Genomic DNA, 16,338 nt, shown 5'->3' with positions numbered 1-16,338 from the left:
CAAGGTTCCGCATCTGGGTCGAAGCCGCGAAGGAAGGGGGTGAAGTGGGTACTCTTGACCAGGTCACTCATTGCTTCAGCCACCCCCCGACGCTCCAAAAATATCGAAGCGATATTTCATATGCAGACGCCAATGTTAATACTCGTTAATGAGCGATTTACCATGCGTCAACATGCAAGCTGAGGTTGTTCCAGGTCGGTGGTCGAACGCGGGATCGGGCAGGCATCTGGGTCGCCATGGCCAAGTCCTTGATCTGACTTGCGGATCGCCCCTAACCGCGTTTCCGACCGTGGGGCCTGTGACATTCTGTCGCCATCGCCTTGGTATCGTTAGAACAATTGATCATAATCAGCGATATGGCGGGCGAGGGTCGATCGGAATGAAACGCGCCCGCCGGGTGTTCCGGCGGGCGCGGGGATTGTCGGGTGTGGCGCAACCTGTGGTGGATCAGCTTCGACCATATTGGCTGTGCGCCTCGAAGCTCACGGTCTCTTGACCCCTTCAGGAATGGCAGCGCGGCGCGCCCAATGCGCCGCGCCGGTATTCACTCGGCGAAAAGATGCGTCGATGCCGGATCAAAATCGAAGCCAACTTCCTCGCCCGGGCGCATCACCCGGTCCTCGGCGATGGCGGCGATGATCTGGCTGCCGTCGCGCAGCGTCACATCGACGACCGTCTCGGTCCCCAGTCGTTCGGTCAGCGCGACCTTGCCATGCAGCATGGCGCGCGCCGGATCGGCCGGTTTCAGGTATTGCGGCCGCAGCCCCAGCGCCGCCTTGCCCCCCGCCGTCACGCCCGCATGGGCCATCGGCACCGAGATCGGCTCCAGCGAGGCGCTCTGCACCTGCGCCTGTCCATCGCCCGTCTGCACCACCTCGACCGGGATGAAGTTCATCTTGGGCGAGCCGAGGAAGCCGGCGACGAAGCGATTGGCCGGGCGGTGATAGAGATCCATGGGCGAGCCGACCTGCTGCACCGCGCCATCCTTCAGCACCACGATCTTGTCGGCCAGCGTCATCGCCTCGACCTGGTCATGGGTGACATAGATCATCGACGCGCCCAGTTGCTGGTGCAGCTTGCCGATCTCGAGCCGCATATCCATGCGCAGCGCGGCATCGAGGTTCGACAGCGGCTCGTCGAACAGGAACACCTTTGGCTTCCTGACGATGGCGCGACCGATGGCGACGCGCTGGCGCTGGCCGCCCGAGAGCTGGCTGGGACGGCGATCCAGAAGGTGCTCCATCTGCAGGATGCGCGCGGCCTCCTGCACCTTGGCCTCTTTCTCGGCCTTGGAGGCGCGGGCGATGGTCAGGCCGAAGCCCATGTTCTCGCGCACGGTCATATGCGGGAAGATGGCATAGGACTGGAACACCATGGCGATGCCGCGATCGGCGGGCTGGATGTCGTTCACCACCTTGCCATCGATCTCCAGCGTGCCGGAACTGATATCCTCCAGCCCCGAGATCATGCGCAGCAGCGTCGATTTCCCGCAGCCCGAGGGGCCGACGAAAACGGTGAACTCGCCATCCTCGATCTCCAGATCGACGCCCTTGATCACATCGGTGGCGCCAAAGCTCTTGCGGACGTTCTTCAGGGAAACATGGGCCATGGTCTACTCCGCCGTTTCGGTCTGGGGTTCGACGCTGAGCAGCCCGTTGCGGCCGATCAGGACGGGCTCGGGGTCCATGACATAGCCGCCGAAGCCCTCGGGGGTATGATCGGCAAAGCCAAGGATGCGCAGACCCTGATCGGTCTCGACGATCCGCGCGGCATAGCGTCGGCAGGGCAGTGCGCCGTCGAGAAAGCCATCGGCCACGCTCCACGGTCCGCGCGGGCTGTCGCCAATCAGGTAGTGGTTGCCGGTGACCGGACCGCCCGGGGTCGCCGCCGCGCGGTCTTTCGAGAAATGCTCGGCGGCGGTGCAGAAGAGGCAATACCATTGCCCGCCGACCTCGAAGACCTGCGGCACCTCGAGCTGGCCGTAATCGCCCGCGAAAACCGGCGGTTGCAGGGTCCAGGTCATCAGGTCGGGTGAAGTGGCGAAGCCGATGGCGCCACCGGCATTCGCCTCGGCCACGCCCGGCACGCGGGCGGTGAAATACATCAGCCAGCCCGCGCCCTCCGGGTCGCGCATGACCCAGGGGTCGCGCATGGCGCGGTCGTGCCAGAAGCCCTTGGCGTGCTCGGCCTCGTAGGCCTCGGCCCCCGGCCCGGTCAGGTCCAGCGCCAGCCCGTCGCCGACGCGGGTCCAGTTGTGCAGATCGTCCGAGACCGCATGGCCGATGCGCTGGTAAAGCCCCCCATCCGCGCGCGAGGTGCCGGTGTAGAACAGGTGCCATCGCCCGTCATCGCCGCGCGTGACCGAGCCGGTCCAGGTGGTGAAATCGTCCCAGGCCGGGCTGGGGGCGGGGGTGAGGCTGGTGCCCAGATGCGTCCAGTTCACCAGGTCGTCGCTGACCGCATGGCCCTGCGTGGCGTTGAAATGGCGCAGCTGCGGATCGCCAAGGGATTTCGGCGCCTTCAGGAAGTAACCATGCCAGCGGTCTCCGTCATGGACATACCAGCTGTCCCAGATCCAGTCGTTTTCGAGTTTGATCGTCATGTCAGGTATCCTTGAGGCTCAGCCCTTGACGCCGGTCGAGGCGATCGAGGCGATGAACGAACGTTGAAGAACAAGATAGAAGGCCAGCACCGGCACGGTGATCAGGGTCAGATAGGCCATGATCTCGCCCCAGGCGGTGTTGAGCTGGAAGAAATACTGCAGGCCCACCATCACCGGGCGATAGCTTTCCTCCTGCACCACGATCAGCGGCCAGAGATACTGGTTGTACATCACCAGGAATTTCAGGATCGCGGCGGTGGCGATGACCGGGCCGGACAGCGGCATGACCACGCGGGTATAGACCTGCCCCCAGCTTGCGCCCTCGGCGCGGGCGGCCTCGATCAGGTCGCGCGGCAGGTCCTTGAAGAACTGAACGAACAGGAACACCGTCAGCCCGTCGGCGATCCACGGAATGATCTGCACGCGATAGCTGTTGAGCCAGCCCCATTCGAAGCCGTCGAGCCCCAGCCATGGCAGCTTGGAACAGATCATCAGCAGGGGAATGGCAATGGTCTCGAAGGGCACGATCAGCGTGGCCAGGATGATCGACAGCAGCAGCCCCTTGCCGGTCCAGTCGAGGAAGGTGAAGGAAAACGCCGCCAGCGAGCAGATCAGCAGCGACAGCGCCACGGTGATCCCGGTGACAAGCACCGAGTTCATCACGAACAGCCGGATCGGCGCGCGGTCGAAGGCGGCGGCATAGTTCGCCAGGCTCAGATCGCCCACCGGCAGGAAGGCCCGCATGGACGAGGTGTCGTCCAGCAGCTGCGCATCGGGCTTGAAGCTCGAGACGACCATGAACAGCAGCGGCAGCACGAAGATCAGCGCCACGAGGATCAGCACCAAGTAACGCAGCGCCAGCCGCAGCCCGTGATTGTCATGGGAAATGGTGGCCATCAGTTCCGCTCCCGCGTCAGCCAGCGCTGGATCAGCGAGATCACCAGCACCAGGATGAAAAGAATGACCGAGATGGTCGAGCCGCCCGAGATGTCCTGCCGGCCATAGCCGCGCTCGACCGCCTGGAAGACCAGCGTCTGCGTGGAATCCAGCGGGCCGCCATCGGTCATCACGTCGATCTGCGCGAAGAGGGCAAAGGCCTGCATGGTGATGACGATGAGCACCAGAACGGCGGTGTTCCTGAGCCCCGGCCAGGTGACATAGCGGAAGGTCTGCCATTTCGACGAACCTTCGATGGCGGCGGCCTCGTAAAGCGTGGGCGAGATGGTTTGCAGCCCGGCCAGCCAGATGACCATGTGAAAGCCCACCGCCTGCCAGATCGACATGGCCATGATCGCCGGCAGCGCGGTGTTCGGATCACCCAGCCAGTCATGGCCGGACAGCGCGCCGAAGCTGAGCTTCGAGATCATGCTGTTCAGCAGCCCGTCCTGCCCGTCATAGATGAACCGCCACAGCAGCGAGACCACCACGATCGAGACCACGACCGGCATGAAATAGACCGTGCGGAAGACATTGATGCCGCGCAGTTTCTGGTTGATTAGCAGCGCCAGCCCCAGCGCCAGCCCCGCCTGCAACGGCGCCACCACCGCCACGAACAGCAGCGTGTTGGCCAGCGCCTTCCAGAAGGTCACGTCCGAGGCCAGCACCACCTTGGCATTGTCGCCCGATTGCCAGCGGAACCACTCGGTCATGCCGCGATATTGCGGATAGTCGTCCGAGCGGGTCAGCGAGCGGACGCGCGGGTATTCCGGCGCGCCGGCCTCGTCGCGCTTGATCTCTCCGGCCTCGTCGCGCTCGGGTTCCAGCGTCAGCAGGCCGATGCCGAGAAGATTTCGGTAATTGTCTAGGCCGACATAGGCGGTCGGGTTGGGCGAGACCAGCCGCTGGTTGGTCAGCGACAGGCCGAAGGCGAAGAGAAAGGGCAGGATGATGAACACCGCGATCAGGCCAAAGCCCGGCAATGCGAAGGCCCATCCGGCCCGGTTGGATCGGGTCAGTCTGGAGGACATGGCAGTTGCTTTCGATTGAGGGGGCGCGGCAGGGCAAACCCGCCGCGCCGGGGTGTCAGTGCCCGTAGCCCTGGTTGCGCTCGATATCGGTGTCGATTTCGTCCACCGCCGCATCCAGCGCATCGGCCACATCGGCGCCGTCGGCGATGTCGGTCAGCGCCTTGCGGAAGGCCAGCGCCTCGACCACGTAGCCCGGCGTCACCGGACGCTTCATCCCCTGTGCCTCGCTGAGACCGTAGAAGACCTCCATCGGCGCCCCGGGGGCATAGTATTTGCTCATCGCCGCGGCCTCCTTGGTCGGCGGGATCAGCCCGATGCCATCCGAGAAGGCGGCCAGATACTTGTCCTGAATGGCGAATTCGATGAAATCGGCGGCGCCGTCGGGATGTTCGGTCTTGGACGAGATGGCGAACTGCCAGCTGGCCGCGCCGATCTTCGAGCCGGCACCGAAATCGGGCGCGGGCAGGAAGACCACATCGTCGAAGGCCTCGAGATAGGGCAGCGCCTTCCAGTTGCCGTTCCAGGTGATGGCGTAGTCGCCGTTCTGGAAACCGTTGTCATGGGCGGCCATGTCCTGACTGGTGCCGGGCACCAGCTCGCGGTCGAAGAGGCTTTTCCACCACGCGCCAAAGGCCAGCGCCGGATCGCCGTTCAGGACGCCCTCGGCCGTGTCATAGGTCTCGCGGTTCACCATGTCGCCGCCAAAGCTCCACAGGAACGGGCCATAGGCATAGGGATACCACTCGCCCTTGTCGGCCATGCCCAGATCCAGCGGATAGGCGAAATCGCCCGATGCCTTGATCTTCTCCAGCGCGGCGTCGAATTCCTCGGCACTCCAGGGCTCCTCCAGCGTGGGGGTGCGGATCTCGTATGTGTCCAGAATGGATTGCCGGGTGGTCATGGCCACGGCGGCATCCCAGAGGCCCACCGAGTAAAGCTGGTCGTTCCAGGTGCCCAGCACGCCGGGCAGAAAGCCCTCGATCGCGGTCTGATCGATGGGCAGCGGCTGCAGATAGCCGGCCCAGGCCCAGTTCGGCATGTTCGGCCCGTCCACGTCCAGGATGTCGGGCAGGTTGCCGGCCAGCGCGGCGGCGACGACCGAGTCGTTATAGCTGTTCTGCGGGAAGCTTTCGATCACCACCTGGAACTCGGTCTGGCTGTCGTTGAAATCCTTGACGATGCCGTTCAGGATCTCGGCCTCGACGGCGTTTCCGGCGCCGTGATACCACATGGTCAGCTGGGTCTGGGCCGATGCGGCGCCGGTCAGGGTGGCCAGCGCGATGGCAGCGGCGGACGTGGTCGCAAGCAGTTTCATGTCTTCCTCCTCGGGGTGAATTGTCGTGTGTCGGGTCAGGCTCTCGGATGCTCAGGCGGTCAGGCGTCGGACCGACTGGCGCCAGCGGACCGGGCCGGGCACCAATGTCTGCTGCGGCAGATCGCTTTGCCCCTCGATCCGGGCGAGCAATTGCGCGGCCGCGACCTCGCCCAGCTGACGATAGGCCAGCTCGACCGTGGTCAGCGGCGGGAACAGCGTCTCGGCGATGGCGCGGTAATCGTCATAGCCCGCAACCGAGATGTCATCGGGAATCGCCAGCCCGCGCGAGCGCAGGATGCCATAGCCGCGCATCGCCATCTCGTCATTGCCGAAGCAGATGACCGTGGGCGGCCGGTCCAGCGCCAGAAGCGCGTCGATGGCGTTTTCCACCAGCGCGCCGTCCTGGGCATAACCCTCGCGGTAGCCGGCGGCGACCAGCGCCGGGTCGGCGGCGATCCCGGCCCCGGCCAGCGCGTCGTGATAGCCCTGAAGCCGCAGCCGCGTCGCCACCATCTCGCCCATCAGCGTGACATAGGCGATGCGGCGATGGCCGGCGGCGATCAGGCTTTCGGTCAGCCCCTGCTGGCCGGCGCGGTCATCGGGGATGATCGCCGGGGTGCCTGCGGCATCGAAGCAATTGGCCAGCACCAGCGGCACCTGCGACGGCACGCCGGGCGAGGCGATTTCCTTGTGATGGTCGGCGACATAGATCAGCCCCTCGACCCGGTGCTCCAGAAAGGTGCGCATCAGCCCCGGCACGCTGTCCTGCCGCCCGGCCGTATCGGCGATCATCAGCGTCTTGCCGGCCTTGGCCAGCACCGCCTGAACCCCCTGCACGATAAAGAGATCCGGCAGGCCCGTGGGTCGGGTCGGATCGATGGAGGTCGAGATCGCCCCTGTCACCAGCCCGACCAGCCCCGAACGCGTCGCCCGCATCATCCGCGCGGCGTTCGAGCGGACATAGCCCAGTTCCGCCATCGCCGCCTCGACCACCTGCCGCGTCTCGGCATTGACCGGCCCGTCGCCGTTCAGCACCCGGCTGACCGTCTTGGGCGAGACCCCCGCCTGTTTCGCGACATCGTAGATCGTGGCCAAAGCGAGCTCCCCTCCGATTCTTCCTCCGTTGTGACATTGATGTCATGACACCGATGTCATGTCAAGGCGCAGAGGGCCTGTGCCGCGCACCCATCTGCTGCCATCCTGCCATTCAAGGTCGAGAAACAGGGCGCTGTCGGACCCGACTAGAGGATATCCGCCTGCCGGATATCCTCGGCGGCGAAGTCGATCAGGGCGCGGATCTTGCGTGGCAGGACGCGTCCTTCCAGGTAGACCGCGCTCAGCGGGATGGCTTCGCCGGGGTGATCGGGCAGGACCGGCCGCAACAGACCCGCCGCCAGCGCGTCATGCAGCGCAAAGCGCGGGACGAAGGCCAGCCCTTGTCCCCGGACCGCCAGTTCGACCGCCGCCCGGGCCGAGTTCACCTGGAACCGCCCGCTCACCACGACCTCGCTGACCCCCTTGCCCTCGCCCAGCACCCATCGCCGAGGACTGCGGCGGTTGCTGTCGATGATGCAGTCATGCGCCGCCAGATCGGCCGGACCCTGCGGCATCCCGCGCCGCGCCAGGTAGTCGGGGCTTGCCGCCACCATCGACTGGAACCGGCCCAGCCTGCGCGCCTTCAGCGATTGGGTCTGGCTCTGGCCCATGCGGAAGGCGAGGTCGATCCCCTCGCTTGCCAGGTCGACATGCCGGTCGTTCAGCCGCAGATCGAAGGACAGGGCCGGATGCGGACGGGCGAAACGCTCCAGCATCCCGCTTACCCAGATCTCGCCGAAAGTGACTGGGGCCGAGACCCGGATCACACCGGAAAAGCCTTTCGAACCCTCGGATACCTCGCCGATCAGCTCGTCCAGATCGTCAAGCAGCGCCGGGGCGCGGGCCAGCAGATCCGCGCCCGCCGGGGTCAGCCCGACCTTGCGGGTGGTGCGCTGCAACAGCCTGACCCCCAGCCGCGCCTCGAGCTCGGCCACGTATTTCGAGGTCAGCCGGTTCGAGACACCCAGTTGCCCTGCCGCCGCGGTGAAGGAGCCGGTCTGGGCCGTGGCGACGAAGGCCTTCAGCGCGTCGATCAGGTCCATGGCGGATCAATTCGGAACAAATCACGGATAGTCATTCCGCAATGACGCCATTTCAGGATGAATGGTCAAGCTCTATCTTCGGGTCATCACATCATCCCGCCGCGAGACGGCGACCCGGAAAAGGAACCTGACATGACCTCGACCACCGATATCGCCGCGCTGGTGCTGCGCGTTTCCAGCGGCGCCCTGTTCATCGCCCATGGCCTCTTGAAGGTGCTGGTCTTCACCATCCCCGGCACGGTGGGCTATTTCGAAAGCCTCGGCCTGCCCGGCTTTGTTGCCTATCTGACCATCTTCGCCGAACTGGCCGGCGGTCTGGCTCTGGTGCTGGGCATCGGCACGCGGGCCGTGGCGTTGGCACTGATCCCGGTGCTCCTGGGCGCGGTCTGGGTGCATTCCGGCAATGGCTGGCTGTTCTCGGGCGAGGGCGGTGGCTGGGAATTCCCGCTGTTCTGGGCGATCATCAATGCGGTCATCGCGCTTCTGGGCAGCGGCGTGCTGGCGCTGAAGCCCTCGGCCCCGGCGCTTGCCACGGCCTGATCTCCGCTGGCCGCCTCTGTTGAGGCGGCCCCTTCCCCCGAAAGGACAGACGATGAGTGCGAACCAAGATCTTCACAACCTGCGCGACCGGCTGGCCCCTTCGGCGCGGATGCCGGTGGTGTTCCTGGGCCATGGCAGCCCGATGAACGCGCTGCAGGATACCGCCTACAGCCGCGCCTGGACCGCGCTCGGCCAAAGCCTGCCGCAGCCTGCCGCCATCCTCGTCGTCTCGGCGCATTGGATGACGCGCGGCACCACGCTGGTCGATGTCTCGGCCCTGCCCAAGACCATCCATGACTTCTACGGCTTCCCGCAGCCCTTGTATGACATGACCTATCCCGCCCCCGGCAACCCGGAACTGGCGCGCGAGGTGGTCAGCCTTCTGGCCAGCCATCACGCCGCCGAGGATGACACCTGGGGTCTGGATCACGGGGCCTGGGCTGTGCTGCGTTTCCTTTATCCCGAGGCGAATGTGCCGGTGTTTCAGGTCTCGATCGACATGTCGCGCGGGCTGGATCATCAGCTCGAGGTCGGGCGCACCCTGTCGCAACTGCGCGACCGTGGCGTGCTGATCCTCGGTTCGGGCAACGTGGTGCACAACCTGCGCCTGATGCGCCCCGGCGGCGCGCCGCAGGATTTCGCGCTGGAGTTCGACCAGCTGTTCACCAGCCGGCTCGAGGATCGCGACCTTGCCGCACTGGCGGATACGCACAAACTGGGAACACTGCTGCCGATGGCCCATCCGACGGTCGATCACTACCTGCCGGCGCTGACCATCGCCGGCGCTTCGGACAAGGCTGACCGGCTGACCTTCATGACCGATGCCATCGACCTCGGCTCGGTCTCGATGCGGTCCTTCGTGTTCCATGCCGGATAGGCCTCACTGATCACGGCAGGCCGATCCGCCGTGTCGTTCGACCAGCCGCGCGCGCGCGGGACGGATCTCCGCCTTGTCACGCGTTCATCTGTGCGGCCAGCGCATCGGCGGCGGACATGACCAACCTGGCGATGCGATCCACGTCCAGCGCGCCAAGGGTCACGATGCCGACCGAGGCCTCCAGCCCCGGATGGCGCAGCCGCGACAGGGCGACCGCAGCGGCGATCCCGGTGGCGCCGCGCTCCAGCTCGCCCTTCGTATGGGCGAAGCCATCGGCACGCACCTGCGCCAGACGCGGATCGTCGCCCTCGCACGGCGCGCGGGCCGCCAGGATCGAGATGCCCGCCGCCCCCCGGTCGAGCGGATGGCGCGAGCCGACGCGATAGTTCACCTCCAGAAAACCGCTGACCGGCACGGCTGAAAACATCGCCACGCATTCATCGCCCTGCGCCACCGACAGGAAGGCGCAGCAGCCGCTGGCCTCTGCAAGTGATTCGAGAATCGGCCGGGCATGGCCGCGCAGCCCTTGCTCGACCTGCGCCGCCAATGTCAGCAGCCCGGCCCCCAGATGCAGCCGCCCGCTGGCAGAGCGGTGAACGGCGCTGTGATCCTCGAGCGTGCTGACGATGCGATAGGCAATGGCCCGTGCAATTCCAAGCGAACTGGCCAATTCGGCCACGCTGACCCCGTCAGGAGAGTCGGCAATGACCCGCAGCGCGCGCAGACCCCGATCCAGCGTCTGCAGACGGTTGCTTTCGGGGCCCGAGGAAGAGTCGTTGACAGATGCACACATTTCGACGTATCTCTTTAATCGAACATCATTGTTCAATAATAGTAAATCTGATGCAGCGCAAGGGAGGGCGCATGGCAATCAGCAAAAAAGCGCCACCGGCAGCCGAGACACAATCGGACCGGCAGGGCGCGACCGCTCAGATCAACGTCATCCGGGACCGCGCCCCCAGCGCGGGGGACAGCGCCACGGCCTCCACCCGGCCGCCGCGTCCGCAGCCCTGGACCCAACCCCTGCCGGCCCCGCCCGCAGCCGGTTGATCCGCACCCGCGCGCAGAAGACGCGCCGGGCTGCGACCGTCGTTCACCCTCACATCAGTTCCAAGCCACTCACGAACCCCTCCGGGAGGAAACCCATGACCATCTCCAAGACCCTGCTGGCTTCGGCCGCGATCGTCGCAGTGCTGCCGCTGTCGGCTGCGGCCGAAGTGACCAAGCTGAAGCTCAGCCACTACCTGCCCGCCGTCCATGGTTTCCAGGTCGATTTCATCCAGCCCTGGACCGAGCAGGTCGCCGCCTGCAGCAACGGCGAGCTGGAATTCGAGATCTCGGGCGCCGGCAGTCAGCTGGGCAACGTCGCGCGCCAGCAGGAGCAGGTTATGGCCGGCGTCAGCGACATCGCCGTTGGCCTGACCGGCCTGCCGCGCGGCCGCTTTCCGCGCACCTCGCTGATCGACATGCCCTTCCTCACCGCCGATGCCGGTGCCGCCACCTATGCGCTGTGGAAGGTGTTTCCCGACTACCTCGCCCCGGAATATCAGGGCCTGAAGGTGCTGGGTCTCTTTGCCCATAACGGCGGGCTGATCCACACCAGCGCCAAGGAAGTTAAGACGATGGAGGACATGAAGGGCCTGCGCATCCGCACGCCCAGCCCCGCCGTCTCGGAAATGCTGACCTTCCTCGGTGCCGATCCGCAGGGCCTGCCGCCGGGCGAGGTCTATGAGAACCTCCAGAAGGGCGTCATCGACGGCACCGTCTTCCCCTGGGACCCGGTGAAAAGCTTTGGCCTGAACGAGGTGCTGAAATACCACCTCGATGCCGGTGCCTATACCGTCTCGTTCTTCTTCGTGATGAACCAGAACAGCTATGACAAGCTGAGCGAAACCGCGAAAAGCTGCATCGATCAGGCCTCGGGCGACGCGCTGGAGCCGAAATTCGGCGACTGGTGGGATGCCTGGGACAAGCCGGGCCGGGAAGAGGCCGAAGCCAGCGGCCATGTCATCACCAAGCTGAGCGAGGACGAGCGCGCGAAATGGCGCGAGGCGCTGCAGCCGATGATCCAGAACTACATCAAGACGGTCGAGGGCGAAGGCGTCGAGAACGCCGCCGAGATCTACAAGGCGATGCAGGACGCGGTGGCCGAATACGAGGCCCAGCACCCGAACGAAAGCTGATCCCGGATGCAGCGTCTCGACAAGTTGGTGCGGCTCTTCGCCGTGCTGGGGGTGGCGGCCTATTCGGCCGCCGCCCTGATCACGGTGGCCGACATCCTTGGCCGCCGCTTTGGCGCGCCGATCATCGGCGTGGTCGATATCGTGCAGCTTTGCGTCTTCACCGGCGCCTGGCTGGTGATGCCCTTCGCCTTCCTGACCGGCGCGCATGTGGGCGTCGATGTCATCGTCGGCGCGGTGCCGCGGCCGGTCGCGCTGGTGCTGCGCGGCTTTGCCACGCTGGTCACATTGGGCCTGCTGGTCCTGCTGCTGTGGCATGGCTTTGCCACCTTCAAGACCCGCACCGCCTTTGGCGATGTCTCGCAGCAGCTTGGCATTCCCATCGCCTGGTTCTGGTATCCGCTGCTTGCGGGCATGGCCATCAGCCTGATCGGCGCGGCGCTGCATTTCGCCGGCATCCTGCGAAACGACCAACCGACGGAGCCTGCGGCCCATGTCTGATCCTGTTCTTGGCCTTCTGGGCTTTTTCGCGGCGCTTGGGCTGATCGCCCTCGGCCTGCCGGTCGCCATCGCCATGGGGGCCGTCGGCGCGCTTGGCTTCTGGTGGATGAACGGCTGGGGCGGGGTCGCCTATGTGCTGGGCTCGGCTCCGTTCGAGGCGATCTTTCCCTATTCCTTCTCGGTCATCCCGCTGTTCGTGATGATGGGGGTCTTTGCCAGCCATGCCGGCCTGTCGCGGGCGCTGTTTCAGGCCATCAATGCCTGGATCGGCCATGTGCGGGGCGGTCTGGCAGTCACCTCGGTCGGGGCCTCGGCGCTGTTCGGGGCGATCTGCGGATCGTCCCTGGCAACGGTCGCCACCATCGGCCGGGTGGCGATGCCGGAAATGGCCCGCCATGGCTATTCGCCCTCGCTGGCCTCGGCCACGGTGGCGGCGGGGGGCACGCTTGGCGTGCTGATCCCGCCCTCGGTGATCCTCGTGGTCTATGGCCTCTTGACGCAATCGAGCATCGGTCAGCTGTTCATCGCGGCGCTGATCCCCGGCATCCTCGGCGCGGTGCTTTATGCCGTCGCGGTCATGGTGCAGGTGCGGCTGAAGCCGGAACTGGCACCCCCCAGCCCGCGCCATGACTGGGCCGAGCGTATCCGCGCCACGCTGAAGATCTGGCCGGTGGCAGCGCTGTTTGCGGTGGTGATCGGCGGCATCTATGCCGGCTGGTTCTCGCCCACCGAAGCCGCCGCCGTGGGCGCCGTCGGCGCCTTCATCCTCGCGCTCTTCTCGGGCGGGGTGAACCGGGCAACGCTCAAATCATCGATCGCCGAGACGGCAGGGCTGACCGGGATGATCTTCTTCATCCTGATCGGCGCGGCCCTCTTCAACTTCTTCCTCGAGGGCACCGGCCTGCCGCAATACCTGATCGGGCTGATCGAACATGCGGGGCTGGGGCCGATGGCGGTGCTGCTGCTGATCCTCGCCTTCTACATCGTGCTGGGCTGCTTCATGGACAGCATGTCCATGGTGCTGCTGACAGTGCCGCTGCTCATGCCGATTGCCGCGCAGATGGGTTACGACCTCATCTGGTTCGGGATCATCGTGGTGACAGTGGCCGAGATCGGATTGATCACGCCGCCCATTGGCATGAACCTGTTCGTGGTGCAGGCGACCCAGCCCGGGCTGAAGATGGGCACCGTGGTCCGCGGCATCCTGCCCTTCATCCTGGCCGATATCGTCCGGCTGGCGATGCTGGTCGGCATCCCGGCTCTGGCGCTGTGGCTGCCCGGCCAGATGGGCTGAGCGCACTGCCAAACAAACCCCCACCGCCCGCTCCTCCGGATGCCGGGCGGTGACACCTTCGATCCGGCATGACCGGCAATCCGCGCGGCGCCACCAATCCGGTCAGGTCAGCTTCTTCAACAGGCGCAGCAGCGAACGCTGCTCGGCAGGCGTCAGCGGGCTCAGGGTCTCGCGCGTGATCTCGGCACCGATCTCGCCAAGCCTGGCGATCAGATCGCCCTGTCCAGGGGCCAGAGACACGATCAGCCGCCGCTTGTCATTGGGATCGGCGGCCAACTCGACCAGCCCCTTGGCCTTCAACCGGCCGACGACCCCCTTGATCGTGGCGACATCCATCGCCGTCGCCCGGCCCAGCTGGTTCTGCGAACATTCGCCAAGTTCGGCCAAGCGGACCAGCGCCGAGAATTGCGTCGGCGTCAGGTCAAGGATCGTCCGCTCCATGAAGATCGAGGAATGGCGCTGGTTCGCAAGGCGAAAGAGATAGCCGATCTGGTCGCTCAGAACATAATCGTCCTCGGGCCTGTCGGGATCCGGGTCTGCCGATGGCGTCATCAAACTCACATTCCGTCTGTTCCAATTCATTTGCAGACTAATCGACTCGGCGCGCTCTGCCTATAGCGGAGGCACCGGCCCTGACGCGGCGACAGCCTTGCGCAGAATTGGCGAGGGGCGCGGACCGTCCTGCCGCGCCCCCGTCCGTCCTGTCATGTCGGTTCACTGCGTCGTGGCCGGAACCTCGACCCCTGCGCTGTCCAGCACGGCATCCGCCTCGCGCATGAATTCGTCGGCGCGTGCCAGATCCGGCTTGGTCATCAGGCTGACGATGCAAAAGAGCACCGCCGAGACCGGCAGGCCAAGGATGCCGGCATTCAGCCCGAACAGCTTGTTGCCGGTCAGATACATGGCGATGACGAAGCCGACGCCGCCGATGATCGACGCCAGCGCCCCCGCCGCCGTGCCCCGACGCCAGAAGAAGGCGGCGATGGTGGCGGGAACCACCACGACCAGACCGACCGAGGCCGCGACCGACAGGACGGCGATCATGCTGAACTCCATCGCCGCGAACCCCAGCGCCATCAGCGAGATGACCGGGATGACCAGCTTGCCGATCAGCAGCTGGCGGTGGTCGTCGGAATCACCGGTGACATTGCCGTAGACATCGCGGGCGAAGACCGAGGAGAGCGTCAGCAGGATCGAATCGATGGTCGAGACGGCGGCGGCAAGAATGCCGATCATCACGATCACCCCCAGCACCGGCGGCACGAAATCCGACGACAGCAGCACCGAGGTGGCGAGGTCGGGATTCTCCAGATCGGGGAAGGCGATGAAGGCCGAGAAGCCCCAGACCACGGCGACGATGGTGTAGATCAGGCCGAAGCAGAGGAAGATCAGCAGCATCTTGCGCAGCGCCGCCAGCGAGGCCGGCATGTAGAGACGCTGACTGACCTGCGGGTTGGAGATGGCGAAGAAGAACCAGGGGATGGTCAGGCCAAGGAAGGTGGTGAAGCTGAAGAGGCCCGGTCCGGGCACCTGCAACATCTCGGGCTTGCGTTCGGCAATCGTGGCAAACAGCGTGGTGAAGCCGCCGAGTTCATAGACGACAAGCGCCGCGACCATGACCGAGGCGATGATCATCATCAGCGCCTGAAGGCTGTCGGTCCACATGACCGAGCGGATGCCGGCGATATAGGAAAAGACGATGGCCAGAATCGTGGCGATGACGATGCCGAGGCCGAAGGAGATGCCGCCGCCGGTCATGCCCGACAGCAGATATCCGACGCCCGCAAGCTGCACCGCCGAATAGGGGATCAGGAAAACCAGCCCCACCAGCCCCGCCGCAACCGCGACCCAGCGGCTGTTGTAGCGATGGCCAAGCATTTCGTAGGGGGTGACATAGCCGTATCTCGCGCCGACGGCCCAGAAACGTGGCCCGAAGACCGCGACCAGAGAGACCCCGGCGAAATAGACGATCTCGAACCCCAGCGCCCCGACCCCGCCGCGATAGGTCAGACCGGCAAGGCCGACCATCATGAAGGCGGAATAGGTGGTGGCGGAATAGGACAGGGCCGAGACCACGCCGCCCATCGAACGGTCGCCGAGGAAATAGTCCGCCATGCTGGACGACGGCCCGGCCCGCGACAGCCAGGCCACGGCCAGCGACAGGGCGATATAGATGGCGATGCCGGTGACGACCAGGGTGACGCTCATTTCCCGGCCCCCTTGAAGCCGGCGGTGGCGACGGCGTTCAGGACGATGACGGCAAGGCCGGCGAGGCACCAGAACAGGAAGGCGCCCTGCCAGGACGCGACCGATCCGAGAACGGCATAGGGAACCAGATAGCAGGCGACGATGACGACGCCGATCAATTTCAATGCTGTCTTGCGGGACATGGAATTCCTCCTCCGTAGATGGCAGTCCAGCCATGCGAATGCGCCCGGATGCCCTGCGGCTGACGGCGTGGCGACGGTGGCCCGTATGGCTGGATCAGGTGATGAGTCCGGAACAGCTGTTACGCGGATCGTTCCGACCGCCCGGCCCGGATCACCGATGGTGAAATCGATGCGCCACGCCGATACGACATGAATCAGACAGCTCCTCCTCGTCTGAATATCATTTGTATGCTAACATAATCGCTGATCAGATCAAGCCTCTTTCGACAGGACCGCAGACGACGGAATTGCGTCGCTCCGGGATCTTTGCGTCACAGAACCGCGTACCAGATGAAATTTCTGCAAAGCAGGGCCTTGCGCCTGAGGAATGATCGCAAAGCCCCGCCGCATCGCGGACGGGGGCGATCTGTGAAAATCGGGCCGGATCTGGGGCGCGGGTGGTCAAAGAAATCTTGACAGGGCCCGCGACTCGAAATATCGTTTGTATACCAACGAAATGATCGAGGGCCACAAGAGTTCTGCGCCAGGTCGATG

General features: G+C 65.2%; 16 protein-coding genes. 5 read left to right on the top strand and 11 right to left on the bottom strand.

Going from position 1 to position 16,338, the window contains the following annotated elements; genetic code table 11:
• Positions 1-544 precede the first annotated feature (544 nt).
• The 7 genes from ugpC to Q1A36_RS09550 all read right to left on the bottom strand — a co-directional run bounded on the left by ugpC (position 545) and on the right by Q1A36_RS09550 (position 8,022).
• Positions 545-1,609 carry a sn-glycerol-3-phosphate ABC transporter ATP-binding protein UgpC gene (gene ugpC / locus Q1A36_RS09580; protein WP_299842740.1) on the bottom strand — a complete coding sequence of 355 codons (1,065 nt, stop codon included), beginning with the start codon at positions 1,607-1,609 and terminating at the stop codon, positions 545-547.
• A 3-nt stretch (positions 1,610-1,612) separates the two neighbouring features.
• Positions 1,613-2,602 carry a levansucrase gene (locus Q1A36_RS09575; RefSeq protein ID WP_299842737.1) on the bottom strand — a complete coding sequence of 330 codons (990 nt, stop codon included), beginning with the start codon at positions 2,600-2,602 and terminating at the stop codon, positions 1,613-1,615.
• A gap of 18 nt (positions 2,603-2,620) precedes the next feature.
• Positions 2,621-3,499: a carbohydrate ABC transporter permease gene (locus tag Q1A36_RS09570; RefSeq protein WP_299842734.1), complete on the bottom strand. Its 879-nt coding sequence runs from the start codon at positions 3,497-3,499 to the stop codon at positions 2,621-2,623.
• Entirely contained in the window at positions 3,499-4,569 is a 1,071-nt protein-coding gene (locus Q1A36_RS09565; RefSeq protein WP_299842731.1) for a sugar ABC transporter permease, read from the bottom strand. The genes Q1A36_RS09570 and Q1A36_RS09565 overlap by 1 nt, the downstream gene beginning before the upstream one ends.
• A 55-nt stretch (positions 4,570-4,624) precedes the next feature.
• Positions 4,625-5,884, bottom strand: coding sequence for an extracellular solute-binding protein (locus tag Q1A36_RS09560; protein WP_299842728.1), 1,260 nt, complete (start codon positions 5,882-5,884; stop codon positions 4,625-4,627).
• A 51-nt stretch (positions 5,885-5,935) separates the two neighbouring features.
• Complete coding sequence (locus Q1A36_RS09555) at positions 5,936-6,979, bottom strand: LacI family DNA-binding transcriptional regulator (protein ID WP_299842725.1); 1,044 nt, start codon at positions 6,977-6,979, stop codon at positions 5,936-5,938.
• Positions 6,980-7,125: 146 nt separating this feature from the next.
• Positions 7,126-8,022 (bottom strand): LysR family transcriptional regulator, encoded by an 897-nt coding sequence (locus Q1A36_RS09550; protein ID WP_299842722.1) that lies wholly within the window; start codon positions 8,020-8,022, stop codon positions 7,126-7,128.
• 132 nt (positions 8,023-8,154) lie between these two features.
• On the opposite strand from Q1A36_RS09550, the gene Q1A36_RS09545 reads away from it, so the two are divergent.
• Positions 8,155-8,562, top strand: coding sequence for a DoxX family protein (locus Q1A36_RS09545; protein WP_299842719.1), 408 nt, complete (start codon positions 8,155-8,157; stop codon positions 8,560-8,562).
• A gap of 52 nt (positions 8,563-8,614) precedes the next feature.
• Positions 8,615-9,439 carry a 4,5-DOPA dioxygenase extradiol gene (gene ygiD / locus Q1A36_RS09540; protein WP_299842716.1) on the top strand — a complete coding sequence of 275 codons (825 nt, stop codon included), beginning with the start codon at positions 8,615-8,617 and terminating at the stop codon, positions 9,437-9,439.
• A 76-nt stretch (positions 9,440-9,515) separates the two neighbouring features.
• Here ygiD and Q1A36_RS09535 read toward each other — a convergent pair whose 3' ends face one another.
• Positions 9,516-10,232 (bottom strand): helix-turn-helix domain-containing protein, encoded by a 717-nt coding sequence (locus tag Q1A36_RS09535; RefSeq protein ID WP_299842713.1) that lies wholly within the window; start codon positions 10,230-10,232, stop codon positions 9,516-9,518.
• A 352-nt stretch (positions 10,233-10,584) separates the two neighbouring features.
• Between Q1A36_RS09535 and Q1A36_RS09530 the strand changes: the two genes are divergently transcribed.
• From Q1A36_RS09530 to Q1A36_RS09520, 3 genes are read left to right on the top strand one after another with little or no spacing between them, the layout of a single operon-like run.
• Entirely contained in the window at positions 10,585-11,622 is a 1,038-nt protein-coding gene (locus Q1A36_RS09530; protein WP_299842710.1) for a TRAP transporter substrate-binding protein, read from the top strand.
• Between the two features lie 6 nt (positions 11,623-11,628).
• A complete protein-coding gene (locus Q1A36_RS09525) occupies positions 11,629-12,120 on the top strand; it encodes a TRAP transporter small permease (protein WP_299842707.1) in 492 nt (163 codons plus the stop codon).
• Positions 12,113-13,414 (top strand): TRAP transporter large permease, encoded by a 1,302-nt coding sequence (locus tag Q1A36_RS09520; protein WP_299842704.1) that lies wholly within the window; start codon positions 12,113-12,115, stop codon positions 13,412-13,414. Before Q1A36_RS09525 ends, Q1A36_RS09520 begins: the two co-directional genes overlap by 8 nt.
• A gap of 102 nt (positions 13,415-13,516) precedes the next feature.
• Here the strand turns inward: Q1A36_RS09520 and Q1A36_RS09515 are convergent, their stop codons facing one another.
• The 3 genes from Q1A36_RS09515 to Q1A36_RS09505 form a co-directional block, all read right to left on the bottom strand.
• Positions 13,517-13,966, bottom strand: a complete 450-nt coding sequence (locus tag Q1A36_RS09515) for a MarR family winged helix-turn-helix transcriptional regulator (protein WP_299842701.1) — start codon at positions 13,964-13,966, stop codon at positions 13,517-13,519.
• Between the two features lie 162 nt (positions 13,967-14,128).
• Complete coding sequence (locus Q1A36_RS09510) at positions 14,129-15,622, bottom strand: sodium:solute symporter family protein (RefSeq protein WP_299842698.1); 1,494 nt, start codon at positions 15,620-15,622, stop codon at positions 14,129-14,131.
• On the bottom strand, positions 15,619-15,804 hold the full coding sequence (locus Q1A36_RS09505) for a hypothetical protein (RefSeq protein WP_299842695.1): 186 nt from the start codon (positions 15,802-15,804) through the stop codon (positions 15,619-15,621). Before Q1A36_RS09505 ends, Q1A36_RS09510 begins: the two co-directional genes overlap by 4 nt.
• Between the last annotated feature and the right edge of the window lie 534 nt (positions 15,805-16,338).

It is taken from the genome of uncultured Paracoccus sp. (genome assembly GCF_947487305.1).
Lineage (GTDB): Bacteria > Pseudomonadota > Alphaproteobacteria > Rhodobacterales > Rhodobacteraceae > Paracoccus.
Note: the sequence above shows the minus strand (reverse complement) of the source record. Positions and strands in the feature narration are given on the sequence as shown.

Excerpts from the sequence above, each read along its gene's own strand:
- ugpC (WP_299842740.1), bottom strand. The coding sequence starts at position 1,609 with ATGGCCCATGTTTCCCTGAAGAACGTCCGCAAGAGCTTTGGCGCCACC.
- Q1A36_RS09575 (WP_299842737.1), bottom strand. The coding sequence starts at position 2,602 with ATGACGATCAAACTCGAAAACGACTGGATCTGGGACAGCTGGTATGTC.
- Q1A36_RS09570 (WP_299842734.1), bottom strand. The coding sequence starts at position 3,499 with ATGGCCACCATTTCCCATGACAATCACGGGCTGCGGCTGGCGCTGCGT.
- Q1A36_RS09565 (WP_299842731.1), bottom strand. The coding sequence starts at position 4,569 with ATGTCCTCCAGACTGACCCGATCCAACCGGGCCGGATGGGCCTTCGCA.
- Q1A36_RS09560 (WP_299842728.1), bottom strand. The coding sequence starts at position 5,884 with ATGAAACTGCTTGCGACCACGTCCGCCGCTGCCATCGCGCTGGCCACC.
- Q1A36_RS09550 (WP_299842722.1), bottom strand. The coding sequence starts at position 8,022 with ATGGACCTGATCGACGCGCTGAAGGCCTTCGTCGCCACGGCCCAGACC.
- Q1A36_RS09545 (WP_299842719.1), top strand. The coding sequence starts at position 8,155 with ATGACCTCGACCACCGATATCGCCGCGCTGGTGCTGCGCGTTTCCAGC.
- ygiD (WP_299842716.1), top strand. The coding sequence starts at position 8,615 with ATGAGTGCGAACCAAGATCTTCACAACCTGCGCGACCGGCTGGCCCCT.
- Q1A36_RS09535 (WP_299842713.1), bottom strand. The coding sequence starts at position 10,232 with ATGTGTGCATCTGTCAACGACTCTTCCTCGGGCCCCGAAAGCAACCGT.
- Q1A36_RS09530 (WP_299842710.1), top strand. The coding sequence starts at position 10,585 with ATGACCATCTCCAAGACCCTGCTGGCTTCGGCCGCGATCGTCGCAGTG.
- Q1A36_RS09525 (WP_299842707.1), top strand. The coding sequence starts at position 11,629 with ATGCAGCGTCTCGACAAGTTGGTGCGGCTCTTCGCCGTGCTGGGGGTG.
- Q1A36_RS09520 (WP_299842704.1), top strand. The coding sequence starts at position 12,113 with ATGTCTGATCCTGTTCTTGGCCTTCTGGGCTTTTTCGCGGCGCTTGGG.
- Q1A36_RS09515 (WP_299842701.1), bottom strand. The coding sequence starts at position 13,966 with ATGACGCCATCGGCAGACCCGGATCCCGACAGGCCCGAGGACGATTAT.
- Q1A36_RS09510 (WP_299842698.1), bottom strand. The coding sequence starts at position 15,622 with ATGAGCGTCACCCTGGTCGTCACCGGCATCGCCATCTATATCGCCCTG.
- Q1A36_RS09505 (WP_299842695.1), bottom strand. The coding sequence starts at position 15,804 with ATGTCCCGCAAGACAGCATTGAAATTGATCGGCGTCGTCATCGTCGCC.